General features: G+C 67.4%; 12 protein-coding genes. 7 read left to right on the top strand and 5 right to left on the bottom strand.

Annotation, left to right across the window (positions count from 1 at the left end):
- Positions 1–8 precede the first annotated feature (8 nt).
- From ON759_RS09505 to sucC, 4 genes are all read right to left on the bottom strand, one after another.
- Positions 9–1,640: an NAD+ synthase gene (locus tag ON759_RS09505; protein ID WP_271680133.1), complete on the bottom strand. Its 1,632-nt coding sequence runs from the start codon at positions 1,638–1,640 to the stop codon at positions 9–11.
- Positions 1,641–1,721: 81 nt separating this feature from the next.
- On the bottom strand, positions 1,722–3,650 hold the full coding sequence (locus ON759_RS09510; protein WP_271680134.1) for an acyltransferase family protein: 1,929 nt from the start codon (positions 3,648–3,650) through the stop codon (positions 1,722–1,724).
- A gap of 63 nt (positions 3,651–3,713) precedes the next feature.
- Positions 3,714–4,589, bottom strand: coding sequence for a succinate--CoA ligase subunit alpha (gene sucD / locus ON759_RS09515; protein WP_271680135.1), 876 nt, complete (start codon positions 4,587–4,589; stop codon positions 3,714–3,716).
- A gap of 136 nt (positions 4,590–4,725) precedes the next feature.
- Positions 4,726–5,895, bottom strand: a complete 1,170-nt coding sequence (gene sucC / locus ON759_RS09520) for an ADP-forming succinate--CoA ligase subunit beta (protein WP_271680136.1) — start codon at positions 5,893–5,895, stop codon at positions 4,726–4,728.
- A 125-nt stretch (positions 5,896–6,020) separates the two neighbouring features.
- On the opposite strand from sucC, the gene ON759_RS09525 reads away from it, so the two are divergent.
- From ON759_RS09525 to ON759_RS09555, 7 genes are all read left to right on the top strand, one after another.
- The gene (locus ON759_RS09525) at positions 6,021–7,628 is read left to right on the top strand and encodes a sensor histidine kinase (RefSeq protein ID WP_271680137.1); all 1,608 of its coding nucleotides are present in this window, start codon (positions 6,021–6,023) and stop codon (positions 7,626–7,628) included.
- A 67-nt stretch (positions 7,629–7,695) separates the two neighbouring features.
- Positions 7,696–9,102, top strand: a complete 1,407-nt coding sequence (locus ON759_RS09530; protein ID WP_271680138.1) for a sigma-54-dependent transcriptional regulator — start codon at positions 7,696–7,698, stop codon at positions 9,100–9,102.
- 158 nt (positions 9,103–9,260) lie between these two features.
- Complete coding sequence (locus ON759_RS09535) at positions 9,261–9,764, top strand: hypothetical protein (RefSeq protein ID WP_271680139.1); 504 nt, start codon at positions 9,261–9,263, stop codon at positions 9,762–9,764.
- A complete protein-coding gene (locus ON759_RS09540; RefSeq protein WP_271680140.1) occupies positions 9,757–10,332 on the top strand; it encodes a DUF6036 family nucleotidyltransferase in 576 nt (191 codons plus the stop codon). The genes ON759_RS09535 and ON759_RS09540 overlap by 8 nt, the downstream gene beginning before the upstream one ends.
- Positions 10,333–10,655: 323 nt before the next feature.
- The gene (locus tag ON759_RS14020; RefSeq protein ID WP_425608470.1) at positions 10,656–10,967 is read left to right on the top strand and encodes a prepilin-type N-terminal cleavage/methylation domain-containing protein; all 312 of its coding nucleotides are present in this window, start codon (positions 10,656–10,658) and stop codon (positions 10,965–10,967) included.
- Between the two features lie 247 nt (positions 10,968–11,214).
- Positions 11,215–11,544 (top strand): prepilin-type N-terminal cleavage/methylation domain-containing protein, encoded by a 330-nt coding sequence (locus tag ON759_RS14025; RefSeq protein WP_271680141.1) that lies wholly within the window; start codon positions 11,215–11,217, stop codon positions 11,542–11,544.
- Positions 11,545–11,661: 117 nt separating this feature from the next.
- Positions 11,662–13,602 (top strand): hypothetical protein, encoded by a 1,941-nt coding sequence (locus ON759_RS09555; protein WP_271680142.1) that lies wholly within the window; start codon positions 11,662–11,664, stop codon positions 13,600–13,602.
- Between the two features lie 52 nt (positions 13,603–13,654).
- On the opposite strand, the gene ON759_RS09560 is transcribed toward ON759_RS09555, so the two are convergent.
- Complete coding sequence (locus tag ON759_RS09560; protein WP_271680143.1) at positions 13,655–14,800, bottom strand: glycosyltransferase; 1,146 nt, start codon at positions 14,798–14,800, stop codon at positions 13,655–13,657.
- Between the last annotated feature and the right edge of the window lie 4 nt (positions 14,801–14,804).

A 14,804-nucleotide genomic window follows, 5' to 3' on the forward strand; every position in this document is an offset into this window, starting at 1 on the left:
GAGGCGCGTCAGCCCTCGCGATACCCGTTGCTGATCGGATAGCGCCGCTCGCGCCCGAACGCGCGCCGGCTGACCTTCGGGCCGGGCGCGGCCTGGTGCCGTTTCCATTCGCCGATCCGCACCAGCCGCAGGACCTTGTCCACCGTGGCCGGGTCGAAGCCGGCCGCCACGATCTCCGCGCGCGACTGTTCCTGGTCCACGTGCCGCAGCAGGATCGCATCGAGCACGTCGTAGGGCGGCAGCGAGTCCTCGTCCTTCTGGTCCGGGCGCAGCTCCGCCGACGGCGGGCGGTCGATCACCGCCTGCGGCACCACCGGGTCGCCGACCGTGTTGCGCCAGCGCGCCAGCGCGAACACCTCGGTCTTGTACAGGTCCTTGATCGGCGCATAGCCGCCGCACATGTCGCCGTAGATGGTGGCGTAGCCCACCGCGTACTCGCTCTTGTTGCCGGTGGTCAGCAGCAGCCCGCCGAACTTGTTGCTCAGCGCCATCAGCAGCGCGCCGCGGGTACGCGACTGCAGGTTCTCCTCGGTGGTGTCGGCGGGCAGGCCGGCGAACGTCTCGGCCAGCGCATCGAGGTAGCCCTGGAACGGCTTCTCGATCGGCAGCGCGATCAGCTTCACCCCCATCGCGTCGCATTGTTCCCGGGCGAGGTCGTTGGACAGGTCGGCGGTGTAGCGCGAGGGCATGCGCACCGCGGTGATGTTCTCCGGGCCCAGCGCATCGGCGGCGATCGCCAGCACCAGCGAGGAATCGATGCCGCCGCTCAGGCCGAGCCAGGCGCTCTTGAAGCCGTTCTTGGCGCAGTAGTCGCGGGTGCCGCGCACCACCGCGCGCCAGGCCAGCGCATCGCGGCTCTCGTCGCCATCCTCGACCCACTGCACCGGCGCGAAGCGGCGGCTGGCGGCATCGTAGTCCACCACCAGCCACTGGTCGGTGAACGCGGCCGCGGCCGGATGCACGCTGCCGTCGCCGTCGGCGACCACGCTGGCGCCATCGAACACCAGCGCGTCCTGGCCACCGACCAGGTTGAGGTAGGCGATCGCCGCGCCGGTCTCGCGCACCCGCTGCGCCAGCAGCGCATCGCGCTGGGCATGCTTGTCGCGCTCGAACGGCGAGGCATTCGGCACCAGCACCAGCTGCGCGCCCCGGGCCACGGTCGAGGCGATCGGCTCGGCGAACCACAGGTCCTCGCAGATCACCAGGCCGAGCGGCACGCCCGCGACCTCGAACACGCAATCCTCGCGGTCCGGGTCGACATCGAAATAGCGGCGCTCGTCGAACACCGCGTAGTTCGGCAGCTCGCGCTTGCGGTAGGTCTGGGCGATGCCGCCGTCGCGCAGCACGCTGGCCGCGTTGTAGACCACCGCGCCCGCCGCCTGCGGCCAGCCGACGATGGCGACGATACCGGTGGCCGAGGCCGCGATGCGCGCCATCGCCGCCTCGCAGTCGCGCAGGAACGACGGGCGGTACAGCAGGTCCTCCGGCGGGTAGCCGGACAGCGCCAGCTCCGGGAACAGCACCACGTCGGCGTCGTAGGCGTCGCGTGCCTCCGCGATCATCTCGGCGATGCGGGCGGCATTGCCGGCGACGTCGCCGACCGGGAAGTCGAATTGGGCCATCGCGATGCGCAGGGTCATGCGCGCAGTGTAGCCAGCAGCCGTGACACCACAATGCCGCCAACACCACGCAAGTCGCAGGTAGGGCGTTGCACCAACGGGCTAGCGTACGCCCGCAAGGTCAAGCCGTCTGGAAAGCACCGGCCATTCAGCACGCACGAACGCAGCGTTCAAATGATTCCGGTCCCGATAGACCAGATTGCCTGCCACGACGGCCCCGCATTCCCCGCGTGGGCAAACCACCTCGTCCAGGCTGACGACCGTTACGTTGGGAAGTCCACTTGACGCGCGGGCGAGCAGCCCTGCGACCCTTGCTTGCCGTGCGACCGCAAGGGGGGCGCTGCACGCGTCTGCCCTGAGCGTGCCGGACACCAACTCACCGTGCACGACGACGCATTCCAGCGGGTGGAACGGCATCAGCGGTGGTGGCGCAATCACCACCAGCCGTCCGACATGGGCCTGCAGTTTCGAAAGGAAGGATCGCGTCCCGCGGACCCAGGTGGCATCGTCGAACGGATATGTCGATGCCGAACCCAGGATCAGCGTGTCCGGGCGATTCGACCTGGCGAACGCGACCAGCGCATCCCGCCAGCTTTCGCATTCGCCGAATCGCCGCCTGAGTCGCTCGTTCACGTAACCAGCATCGATCATGGGGCAGGCCGACTTGGTCGCCGCGACCAGTTCCCAGCCGCGATCGCGCGCCGCCATTGCGATTGCGGGTTCCCATTGCATTAGGATGCTGTCGCCAGCCATCAGGACACGCTTCCCCGAGGCGGCTTCTGCCTTGACGACAACGTACGGCGCGAATCGGTCGGACTCGAAAGCGTCGTCGAATCCCGCCACCCTGTAGACCTCCGGGACGCTGATCCGGCCAGCAAGGAGATTGGCTTCGGCGACCCGCCCCTGCGATCCGACCCAGCCGAGCGCACCACCCGCCGACAGGCTCGCCTGCCAGAACCACATCATCGCCGCCAGCGCGAGCGTCGCGAACAGGCCACCGACAAGCACTCGGCGCGGGGGCCAACCGGCCGCACGGATCGGTCGTTCCACCCACCGTTCGCTCAGGGTGGCCAGCGCGAGCGAACCGCCGAGCGCCGTGACGGATGCCCATGCCCCGGCCGTCGGCGCCGCATGTCCGCAGAGCACCAGCATCGGCCAATGCCATAGGTACAGGCTGTAGGATATCCGCCCCAGAAATCGCAATGGAGCGCTGCCGAGCAGCGCGCACGCCACCGGGGATCGCGCCGGATCCGCCTGGAGCAGGAGCACGGCGCTCGCGACCGGAAGGATTGCCCACGCCGAGGGATAGGCCGCGTTCTCTGCCAGGGCGAACAGGGCAACAACGCCGATCCCCAGCCCGAGTATCGGCAAGCGGCCATCTCGGAGGCTCAGACGGCTGGCCCAGGCACCCGCGGCCAGCTGCCAGAGCCGCGTCGGCATGAGGTAGTAGGCGGCATTGCCATCCCGGGACGCGACAGCCATGCAACACAGGAAGCTGGCCAGGCCCACGCCGGCGATCCACCAATGGCCGCTGGCTCGCCACCGCCGCCACACCAGCAGAAGGAACAGCGGCCACGCCAGGTAGAACTGCTCCTCGACCCCGAGGGACCAGGTATGGATGAAGACGTTGCGCTGGGCCGCATCATCGAAGTAATCAAGCCGTGACAGCGCGAAGTGGATGTTCGACACCCACAGCGATGCCCAATACCCCGCCTGTGCCTGCGGCGCTTGTTGCGCTTGATCAAGGATCGACCGGCACGCCAGTGCCGTCACCACCATCGCCAGCAGCAGCGCCGGCAGCAGGCGTTTGATGCGACGCGCGTAGAAGGCCGCCAGGTCCAGGCGTCCCGTCGCTTGGAATTGCTTCTCCAGCAGCCCCGAAATCAGGTAACCGGAGATGACGAAGAACATGTCGACGCCGATGAAGCCACCGGCGAGGCCAGGCACGCCGGCGTGGGCCAGCATCACCAACAGGACCGCGATGCCCCGCAAGCCCTCGATTTCCGGCCGGAACGCGAGTGCGTCTCGCAAGTGCCCCCCCATGCGAAAGGGCCGCGTTCGGCGGCCCCTGGATCTGCAGCGTGCCTGCCGAGGCTACTTGTTGAGTCGCTTCGCGATCGCCGCGCCCAGGTCACCCGGGCTCTTCACCGTGGTCACGCCCGCGGCTTCCATCGCCGCGAACTTGCCCTCGGCCGTGCCCGAGCCACCCGAGGCGATCGCGCCGGCATGGCCCATGCGCTTGCCCTTCGGCGCGGACGCGCCGGCGATGAAGCCGACCACCGGCTTGGTCACGTACTGCTTGATGAACTCGGCCGCCTCTTCCTCGGCGGAGCCGCCGATCTCGCCGACCATGATGATGCCCTCGGTCTGCGGGTCGTCCTGGAACAGGCGCAGGGCATCGATGAAGTTGGTGCCGTTGATCGGGTCGCCGCCGATGCCGATGCAGGTGGACTGGCCGAGGCCGGCGTCGGTGGTCTGCTTGACCGCTTCATAGGTCAGCGTGCCCGAGCGCGACACGATCCCGACCTTGCCCGGCACGTGGATGTGGCCGGGCATGATCCCGATCTTGCACTCGCCGGGCGTGATCACGCCGGGGCAGTTCGGGCCGACCAGGCGGGTGTCCGGATGGCCCTTCAGCACGTTCTTGACGCGCATCATGTCCAGCACCGGGATGCCCTCGGTGATGCACACGATGACGCGGATGCCAGCGGCGGCCGCTTCCATGATCGCGTCGGCGGCGAACGGCGGCGGCACGTAGATCACCGACGCATCGGCGCCGGTCGCGGCCACGGCCTGCGCCACGGTGTCGAACACCGGCAGCCCGAGGTGCTCGGTGCCGCCCTTGCCCGGGGTGACGCCGCCCACGACCTTGGTGCCGTAGTCCAGCATCTGCTGCGCGTGGAAGGTGCCCTGCGAGCCGGTGAAGCCCTGCACCAGCACCTTCGTGTTCTTGTCGATCAGAACGCTCATCGGAATGTGTCCTTGGATTTTGAGCCCCCTCCCTCGACGGGAGAGGGGTTGGGGAGAGGGTGTCGCGCTTGCGATGCCCCCTCTCCCGCCCTTCGGGCACCCTCTCCCACGAGGGGAGAGGGAAGGGAAAGCAGGATCAGGCGGCGCGCTTGACGGCCTCGACCGCCTTCTTCGCGCCATCGTTGATGTCGTCGGCCGGGATGATCGCCAGCCCGGAGTCCTTCAGCAGCTGCTTGCCGGCCTCCACGTTGGTGCCCTCGAGGCGGACGATGACCGGGACCTGCACGCCCACTTCCTTGACCGCGGCGATGATGCCCTCGGCGATCATGTCGCAGCGGACGATGCCGCCGAAGATGTTGACGAAGATCGCCTCCACCGACGGCGAGCGCAGGATCAGCTTGAACGCCTCGGTCACCTTCTGCTTGTTGGCGCCGCCGCCGACGTCGAGGAAGTTCGCCGGCTCGCCGCCGTTGAGCTTGATCACGTCCATGGTCGCCATCGCCAGGCCGGCGCCGTTGACCATGCAGCCGATGTTGCCGTCCATGGTCACGTAGTTCAGGTCGTACTTCGACGCCAGCACCTCGGTCTCGTCCTCCTGGCGCACGTCGCGCATGGCGACCAGCTCGGCGTGGCGGAAGTTGGCGTTGTCGTCGGAATTGATCTTGCCGTCGAGCACGGCCAGGTCGCCGGTGTCGAGGATCGCCAGCGGGTTCAGCTCGACCAGGGCCAGGTCCTTGTCGTTGAACAGGCGGTACAGGCCCAGCATGATCTTCGACAGCTGGCCCACCTGCTTGGCGTTCAGGCCCAGCGCGAACCCGAGGTCGCGGGTCTGGTACGGCTGCAGGCCTTCGACGAAATCCACGTGCAGGGTCTTGATCGCCTCCGGCTTCTCGTGGGCGACCTGCTCGATGTCCATGCCGCCTTCCGCCGAGGCGATGAAGGTGACGGTCTGGGTGGCGCGGTCGACCAGCACCGACAGGTACAGCTCCTTGTCGATGTTGGTGGCCTGGGTCACCAGCACCGAGTCGACCGGCAGCGCGACGCCGGCGGTCTGGTAGGTCGCCATCGAGGTGCCCAGCATCGCCTTGGCGTGCTGCTTCACCTCGTCCAGGGTCTTGGCCAGCTTCACGCCGCCGGCCTTGCCGCGGCCGCCCGCGTGGATCTGCGCCTTGACGACCCAGAAGTCGCCGCCGATGTCCTTCGCGGCCGCGACGGCCTCGTCGGGGGAATGGGCAACCTTGCCCTTGGGCACCGCAATGCCGTAATCGCCGAACAGCTGCTTCGCCTGGTACTCGTGGAAGTTCATGGGACACCCGGGGTGAGGACGGACGCCCGGGACCGGGGCAGGCCCGGCGCGGGCGGTCCGCCATTTTAGCGTGTTGCGCTGCGACATGCCGCGCAGCCCCTCCGCCCTGCCGCATACTTTGGTCGATGCTGCCCCGCGCCTTCGCCGTCGTGCCCGATCCGGCCACCGTCCGGCGCGAACTCTATTTCCTCACCCTGTACCGCATCTTCGAGGCGGCGCTGCTTTGCCTGGTGGTGTTCGGGCCGGTGGCCGCGCTGCTGGCCCCGCCGCGCCATCCGGCGCTGGCCGCCACCGTCGCCACCGGCTACCTGGTGCTGGCGGTGGCCCTGTTCCTGGCCGGACGCGCCGGCCATGTCGAGCGGCAGGCGCTGGCCGGCGTGCTGGTCGACATTCTCGCCGCCGCGCTGGCGATGCATGCGCTGCCGCAATCGAGCGCCGGCATCGCGATGATGCTGCTGTTCAACGTCGGTGCCGCCGCCGTGCTGCTGCCCCTGCGCTTGGGGCTCGGGATGGCCGCGCTGGCGGCGGTCGCGTTCGCGGTCGAGTACGGCTGGGCGCTGGTCGACGGCATCGCCCCCACCCACTCGCTGGCCGAGCTGTCGATGTTCTCGGTCAGCTACCTGGCGATCGCCACGCTTACCCACCTGCTCGGGCGCCAGGCGCAGGCGGCCGAAGCACTGGCCGAGCGCCGCGGCACCCAGGTCGCGGATCTCGCCGAGGTGAACGAACTGATCATCCGGCGCATGCGCACCGGGGTCCTGTTGGTGGACGCCGTGGGCCGGGTGGCCCTGGCTAACGAGGCCGCCACCCTGCTGCTGGGCGGCAACCCGCTGGACCAGCGGCCATTGTCGGAGGCGTCCCCCGCCCTCGACCGGCGCCTGCGCGAATGGATGCACGACGGCCAGCTGGACCCCCACCCCCTGCAACTGGCGACCGGCCTGCCCGAAGTGCTGCCGCGCTTCGCCCGGCTGCGCGCCAGCGACGACCAGGCGCTGGTGTTCCTGGACGACACCAGCATCGCCACCCAGCGCGCGGAGTCGCTGACCCTCGCCACCCTGGGCCGGTTCGCGGCCAGCCTGGCCCACGAAATCCGCAACCCCCTGGCCGCGATCAGCTACGCCACCCAGCTGATGGAGGAGTCGCCGGACATCCCCGCCTCCGATCGCCGCCTGCTGGAGATCATCCTGCAGCAGACCCAGCGCATGAACGGGATCGTCGAGAACGTGCTCGGCCTGGCCAAGCGCGAGCGCGCGCAGCCCGAGCACGTGGACCTCGGCGAATTCGCGCGGCAGTTCGTCGCCGACTACCGCGCCAGCCATCCCCTGGAGGACGACCTGCTGGAAGCCGGCACCCCCGCCACGCCCCTGCATTGCCTGGTCGATCGCCGGCAGCTGCAGCAGGTCGCGACCGTGCTGGTGCACAACGCCCTGGTCTACGGGCGGCTGCCCGGCGAGCCGGCGCGGGTCGCGGTGCGCGTCCACGCCGATCCCGGCGGGCGCCCGCTGCTGGACGTGATCGACCGCGGCCCCGGCATCCCGGACGCCGCCGCCAGCCAGCTGTTCAAACCTTTCCACACCACGTCGCCGCACGGCACCGGGCTGGGTCTGTACATCGCGCGCGAGCTCTGCCTCGCCAACCAGGCCACCCTGGACTACGTGCCCCTGCCCGGCGGCGGTGCCTGCTTCCGGGTGCGCCTGGTGGCCGCCGGCAGCCAGGCCCTCGCCGCCCCTTGAGCCGGCGCTGCAGCACGCCGCGGCTGCATCTGGCCGGCGCTGCGACAACCGGGTAAGGTGACGCTCCATGGCAGCTTCCGACAAGAATGGCTACAGGCCGCAATCGGTCCTGATCGTCGACGACGAACGCGACATCCGGGAACTGCTGGTGCTCACGCTGGGCCGCATGGGCCTGCGCTGCGACACCGCCTCCTCGCTGGGCGACGCCCGCGCACTGCTGCGGCACAACCAGTACGCCCTGTGCCTGACCGACATGCGCCTGGCCGATGGCTCGGGGGTGGAACTGGTCCGCGAGATTTCCCAGCTGTACGCGCAGACCCCGGTGGCGATGATCACCGCGTTCGGCAACCAGGAAGCCGCGGTGGGCGCGCTGAAAGCCGGGGCCTTCGATTTCGTCAGCAAGCCGGTCGACCTGGCCGTGCTGCGCGGCCTGGTCCAGCACGCGCTCAAGCTCGGGGGCGATGCGGCAGCGGCCAGCCCCGCGCCCGGCGCGCAGGGCAACCGCCTGCTCGGCCAGTCCGCCGCCATGGCCGAACTGCGCACCACCCTGGCCAAGGTCGCGCGCAGCCAGGCGCCGGTCTACATCGCCGGCGAGTCCGGCAGCGGCAAGGAGCTGGTGGCCCGCACCATCCATGCCGAGGGCGCGCGCGCCCTCGGCCCGTTCATCCCGGTCAACTGCGGCGCGATCCCGGCCGAGCTGATGGAAAGCGAGTTCTTCGGCCACAAGAAGGGCAGCTTCACCGGCGCCCACGCCGACAAGCCCGGCCTGTTCCAGGCCGCCGAGGGCGGCACCCTGTTCCTGGATGAAGTGGCCGAGCTGCCCATGCACATGCAGGTCAAGCTGCTGCGCGCCATCCAGGAAAAGTCGGTGCGCCCGGTCGGCGCCAACGGCGAGGTGCCGGTGGACGTGCGCATCCTCTCCGCCACCCACAAGAACCTGGCCGCGCTGGTCGACGAAGGCCGCTTCCGCCACGACCTCTACTACCGCATCAACGTGATCGAACTGCGCGTGCCCGCGCTGCGCGAGCGCCGCGAAGACCTCGGCGTCCTGGCCGATGCGATCCTGGCCCGGCTGGCGACCGCCCAACAACGCCCGCGCCCGACCCTGCACCCGGACGCCGAGCAGGCGCTGGCCCGCTACAACTTCCCCGGCAACGTGCGCGAACTGGAGAACATCCTCGAACGCGCCTTCGCCCTTGCCGACGACGACGGCATCCGCGCCGCCGACCTGCGCCTCCCGGAGATGCGGCCCAGCCCGCCCGCCCAGGCCGCCGCCGCCGCGCGCGACCCCAGCAAGATCGATCCGCGCGAGTCCTCCACCAGTGCCCTGCCCAGCTTCATCGAAGAGATCGAGCGCAAGGCGATCGAACAGGCCCTGGTGGACAACCGCTACAACAAGACCAAGGCCGCCGCGCAACTGGGCATCACCTTTCGTGCCCTGCGCTACAAGCTGAAGAAGCTGGGGATCGACTGAGGCGTGGCAGCGATTCCCGCGGCCGACACCCCGGCGGTGGGCATGAACCGGCGATCGCCTGACACCCTCCCACACCCCCTGAGCGACGCATGCGCTGACTGCAGCGTTGACTTCAACGTCATTTCTGACAGACTGCGGTTGACCTTGGAGTCAATCACATGCTGAACCAGCTACTCGATGACCTCACCGTTCGTGCCCGGGCGCAGGGCCTGACCGATGCCGAGTGGTCGCGGCGCGCTGGCTTGCGCAAGGAAACACTGTCGCGCCTGCGCAGGCGCAACGACTGTGACCTGCGCACCCTGCATGCACTGGCCCGTGAAGTGGGGGCAGCGTTGGCCGTCGGCGATGCATCGCCCGTGTCAGGCACGGCATTCCCCGACACGCTCGACCGCGACGACGAAGCGCAGTTGCTGGCGCTCGCCGCCCGTGGTCCTGCGAATGTCCACGCCTGGAAGCACGCAGGTTCGCGCGACTTCATGGCCGGGCTGGCTGTCATGCTGGCCAGCGAACGCGGACCCGACCGGCCGCGCTGGCTGGCGCTTGCCGAACAACTGCACCCAGGTGCCACCCATCCAGATGCATTCCAGGCCTGGCTACACCGCAGCCCGGTGCGACCCTCGCGATTCCTGCCGATGCTGGACGCCATGCGCCGCCATGCCTGATCCCACCGCGCAGCCGGACTACCAGGCCGCATTGGCGGAAATCGGCCGGCGCATCGCTGCATCACTGGCCGGCACGCCTCCACAGGCCTTGCCCATCCGCATGGTCATTGCCGGCGGAACCGCACTGCATTGGCATACCGGCGATCGTATTTCGAAGGACGTCGATGCCGCGTTTTCGCACCGCATCGCACTGCCCGACGACCTGGACATTGCCTACCTGGATGCGGATGGCAGCAGTGCGCTGCTCTATCTGGACCGCAACTACAACGACACGTTCGCTCTGCTGCATGAAGACGCCTACAACGATGCCCTCCCTCTGTCGCTGCCCGGCGTGGACACGCATGTGCTGGACATTCGCCTGCTGACGCCATTGGACCTCGCGGTCAGCAAATTGGCCCGTTTCGGCCAGCAAGACCGCGAGGACATCGCCAGCCTGGGCCGGCACGGGCTGATCGCCGAACTGCCACTCCGGCAGCGGGCGGAGCAAGCGATGGGCGGCTACATCGGCGACCTTGCCCGCCTGCGCACCAGCCTGGACATCGCCTGCCGGATGCTGACCACCCGCTAGCCGCCGCGCAACTGGGCATCACCTTCCGTGCCCTGCGCGACAAGCCGGAGAAGCCGGGCATCGACTGAGGCCGCGCCCCGCCGGCGCCGCCGGAACTGCCACAAAAGGTCACATTCCGACGAAATTGCATTGACCGCTCGCGCAGGCCCCGCGGAAAAGCGTGACCTGCCACTGCAAAAGAAGAATCGCCTGCCCCTTGTCCTCCCTTGGCACGCATCCTGCGTTATAACCCTCGCACGTGCCGGACCGCATGGCTGCCGACGGACCCGACCAGCGCGCGGCGCGGCACGTGGACACACCCAACCAACCCTAGGGGAAACACCATGAAGAAGCAGCAAGGCTTTACCCTGATCGAACTGATGATCGTCGTTGCGATCATCGCCATCCTGGCCGCCATCGCGCTGCCGGCGTACAACAACTACCGTATCCGTTCGGCCAACGCCGCTTGCCTGGCGGAAGCCAAGGCGTTCATGAACTCGTGGGTGTCGGCATCGGTCAACAGCATGACCCTCCCGACCTTCGCCGGCACCGCGTGTGCTGCTGGCGACTCGCCGGCGGACGGCAGTTCCGCGGCGCGCGCTCCGGGCAACGCAACGATCACCTGCGACGTCAACTCGGCGACCTGCAGCATGTAAGTCGACGGCCACGTTCGTCGTGGCCATCTGGAATACTTGAAAGCCCCTCGTAAGAGGGGCTTTCTTGTTTGCGGCGATGCTCCGACATGCCGCCGCCTTACTTTCCCAGAAAATCAATTGCAGCTCGAGGCCGCATTTTTCGCGAGTGCTGTCACAAATGCACACGATGAATGCCAGTCGACCTCGGGTCTGGCCCGCTACTTGCGTGTGCTTGAAGGTCAGATTGGACTTTGCCGGGGGATTTACCATGCGCGGCCTCGCACGCGGCTTCACCCTGATTGAGTTGATGATCGTGGTCGCGATCATCGCGATCTTGGCGGCTATCGCCTTGCCCGCCTACAACAATTACCGGATCCGTTCGGCGGAAAGTGCCTGCCTGGCAGAAACCAAGAACTACGCCAGTTTCGCCTTGGCTGCAATCTACGACCAGACTGCCCCGTCGGTGCCGATCGTCGGCGCCTGCGCGACGATCGATACCGCGACCGACATGGCCACGCCGATCACGGGAACGCCGCGATCGCCCGGCCTCCGCCAGACCCAGTGCGACATGAACTCGGCAACCTGCTCGCTCATCTGATCCGCAGGTACCCCGGCTGATCGACACACGCGCGGCCTCCTCACGCCGCCCTGTGCATGCAGGCCAGTAGGCTCGGAACGTGCTGCAGGCCGACACGACTCCAAATCGATTCGCATCGTGGCCAACGCAGCTCGCGTTTCTCCGTTGCACGATAATCGCTTGCCGAACAATCGAAAGCGCATTCGCATGCACCTCATCAGGGATCGTTTCCTGCTTCTGAGCCTGATCGCGGGCCTCCTCGCGGGATTGCCGTACCTTGCGGGTTTTCCCGGCGCCTTCGTGTTCGATGACTTCCCGAACATCGTCAACAACCAAGCGATCCAGATGACGCAACTGGATGCCGGGAGCTTGGCGAAGGCCGTGCTGAGTCCCCAGCCATCCGGCTCCCTTCGCGCCTTGCCGACCCTCACCTTTGCGGTGGATTACTGGCGCGGCGGTGGTGCGGATCCGGCGACGTTCAAGGCCACCAACGTACTGCTGCATTGCCTGACCACGCTTGCCATGGCGTGGCTATTCCGGAGCTTGCTGCTGCTTGCCGGGGTGCCTGCCGGGAAGGCACGCTGGCTCGCACCCCTCCTGGCCTTGGCATGGGCGCTACACCCCTTGCAGGTATCGTCCGTCCTCTACGTGGTCCAACGCATCCAGACGCTTGCGACCTTGTTCGTCGTGCTCGCGCTCCTGGCCTACCTTCAAGGACGGGTCGCACAGATCGAGGGTCGCTCCGGGCGAACCGGGATGCTGATGGCCATGCTGTCCTGGGCATTGGCGATGGGTTGCAAAGAGGACGCAATCCTGTTGCCGGCATATACCCTCGCGCTCGAACTCACGCTCCTTGGATTTAGGGCTGCGGACATCCGTACAGGCCGCCTCTTGCGCAAGGGATATCCGACGGCATCCGTGATGGGCGCAGCAGCGTACCTACTGCTCGTCCTACCCCACTTCTGGCAGTGGGAGGCGTACCCGAACCGCGACTTTTCCACTCTAGAGCGATTGCTGACCCAGGCACGCGTGCTGTGCATGTACCTATGGCAGATCGTCCTGCCCTTGCCGAGCCACATGCCGTTCTATTATGACTGGCTGCAGCCCTCGCGTAGCCTGTTGCAACCATGGACCACGCTGTCGTCCATGCTGCTGCTCGCCGGCATGCTCGCCCTAGCGCTGCATCAACGCCTGCGTCAACCGTTGCTCGCGCTCGGAATCCTCTGGTTCCTGTCCGCGCACTTTGTCGCCAGCAACGTCATCGGCCTTGAACTGGCGTTCGAGCACCGCAACCACTTCGCCCTGGCGGGCGGCGTCCTTGCAACCGGAAGCTTGCTTGCGCAGGCGGCGCGGCGCTTGCAACCCAGTCGGAACATGCAGATCGCGATCACCGTGCTGGTGCTATCCGCGCTCGCGGGTACCACGCTGATTCGTGCCGGGAGTTGGCATGACCGCCTCTCGCTTGCCAATACCGTGACCCGATACGCACCGCTGTCCGCTAGGGCTTGGGTGCAGCTGTGCGCGGGCGAGTACGAGACAGGCGGCGGCGCGGTCAAGCACAACCCACGCATCGATGCGGCTATCGAGGCATGCACAAAAGGAACTTCCGCAGTACCCGCCAGCCTCAATAACGCTGCACTCCTGGTGGTGTTGAAGACTTTGAAAGGAAATGTTTCGGGATCAGATTGGGATCTATTCCAACAGCGCCTGGAAACGGTGCACATGTCCCTGGATAATTGCCGTGCGCCACAGATCCTAAGTTACAACCATAGGCAGGGCGTCGCCGTGGACAAGCGCCGCCTCCTGCAAGCGTTGGAAACCATGGCACGACGATGCGATCAGAAGCCTTTCGAGGCCGCATCGATCGGCTACTTCGTCATGAATGACCTGGCAGAGCCGGATGCGGCGATGCCCTACTTCCTGCGCGCCATTGGCTCAGCGCCACCGAACGATCCATTCCCCGTGCAACTTGCCCAGGAGTTGCGGCAGAAGAACCGACCCGATCTCGCCAAGCGGATCGAGCAACTCGCAGCATCAAGGCGTAGTTCGGCCATGACATCGAGAGCGCCACAGAGGTGATTCGCGTTGGCACACGCTGCGTCACGGGCGATGGCCGGGGGGCTTGCTCGGTCTATTGGGCAGGTAACCGCTCGAACACTCCCTGCCAAGCCTTGAGCACACCGCGAGCGCCGAGCCACTGCTGGTAATAGCTGCGCCCGGCGAGGGCGGCGGCACGGCAGGCGTCCGGATCGGCGCTCAACGCAAGCAGCCCGCTTGCTATCTCCGTCGGATCGGCGCGAGGGGTCAGGAATGGCGGCGTGGGCACGCCCTCCGGCAACGAGAAATCCGGCTGGGTGACGACGGTACGGCCAGCCGCCAAGGCCAGATACAGCTTGAAGGGCAGGACCCGGGCGGCCTTGGCCGCACCACCAAAAACTCCGAGCGAAACGTCGCTCTCCCCCAGGGCGGCGATGATCGCCTCATGGTCCTGCCATGGTCGCTCCCACGAAAGTCCGGCGATTCCCTCGGCCATCGCACGCTCCACCTTCGCTGCATCCTGCCCGTCGCCGATGAAACGGAAGATGATCCGCTCCGGCTGCTGGACGTGCCTGACTGCGTCGATCAATACCTCGATGCCGTGCAGGGGCACGAGGGTGCCGATGAAGGACACGCGCAACGGCGCACGCGCCGGCGGCAAGGGAAGCGACAAGAGGGCGTCATCGTCGATCGCCAGTGGCACCGCGCTCACCGCATCCGGCGCAAGCCCGAACTCGGCGATCATCCACTCGCGGTTGGCCGTGGTATCCACCAGCACGATGTCGGCAACGCGCAGTGCGCGCGCCTCAAGTCGTCTCAGCAGGCGATCCGACCAGCGCCCCCCGCCGAGCAGGCCCCGATCGCGCACTGCGGCATCCCAGATGGAAATGTACGCATCGGCGACCAGGGGAGGTCGCAAGGCCTTGGGAAACCACGAGAGCCACCACAGCAGGAATATCGCGGGGTAAGGCACGTAGGTGATCAAGCGTTCCCGACGGCTTGCCACGACCACGCGCCATGCGGAAAACGCGTTCCCGAACAGGAGCCGCACGTAGAGCACGATCTTCGCCCTCGGGGACGCCCGCAGGGCCTTCCATAAGTGCAAGCCTTCCGGCAACCAGTCCGCCTGGTCCACGATCCTGACCCCGGCAGCACGCAGGTAACGCAGCGTGTTCGTTGCATTGGGATAGCCGCTTCCCCGCAACGCCACGCCTGCGACACGCAGCGACGCAAGCCTCAAGGCG

The sequence above is a fragment of the Thermomonas mangrovi genome, from assembly GCF_028201335.1.
In the GTDB taxonomy this organism is placed as follows: Bacteria; Pseudomonadota; Gammaproteobacteria; order Xanthomonadales; family Xanthomonadaceae; genus Thermomonas; species Thermomonas mangrovi.

Bases quoted from the DNA above. Each gene is read 5' to 3' on its own strand.
- ON759_RS09535 (WP_271680139.1), top strand. From the start codon at position 9,261: ATGCTGAACCAGCTACTCGATGACCTCACCGTTCGTGCCCGGGCGCAG.
- sucC (WP_271680136.1), bottom strand. From the start codon at position 5,895: ATGAACTTCCACGAGTACCAGGCGAAGCAGCTGTTCGGCGATTACGGC.
- ON759_RS09525 (WP_271680137.1), top strand. From the start codon at position 6,021: ATGCTGCCCCGCGCCTTCGCCGTCGTGCCCGATCCGGCCACCGTCCGG.
- ON759_RS14020 (WP_425608470.1), top strand. From the start codon at position 10,656: ATGAAGAAGCAGCAAGGCTTTACCCTGATCGAACTGATGATCGTCGTT.
- sucD (WP_271680135.1), bottom strand. From the start codon at position 4,589: ATGAGCGTTCTGATCGACAAGAACACGAAGGTGCTGGTGCAGGGCTTC.
- ON759_RS09540 (WP_271680140.1), top strand. From the start codon at position 9,757: ATGCCTGATCCCACCGCGCAGCCGGACTACCAGGCCGCATTGGCGGAA.
- ON759_RS09505 (WP_271680133.1), bottom strand. From the start codon at position 1,640: ATGACCCTGCGCATCGCGATGGCCCAATTCGACTTCCCGGTCGGCGAC.
- ON759_RS14025 (WP_271680141.1), top strand. From the start codon at position 11,215: ATGCGCGGCCTCGCACGCGGCTTCACCCTGATTGAGTTGATGATCGTG.
- ON759_RS09530 (WP_271680138.1), top strand. From the start codon at position 7,696: ATGGCAGCTTCCGACAAGAATGGCTACAGGCCGCAATCGGTCCTGATC.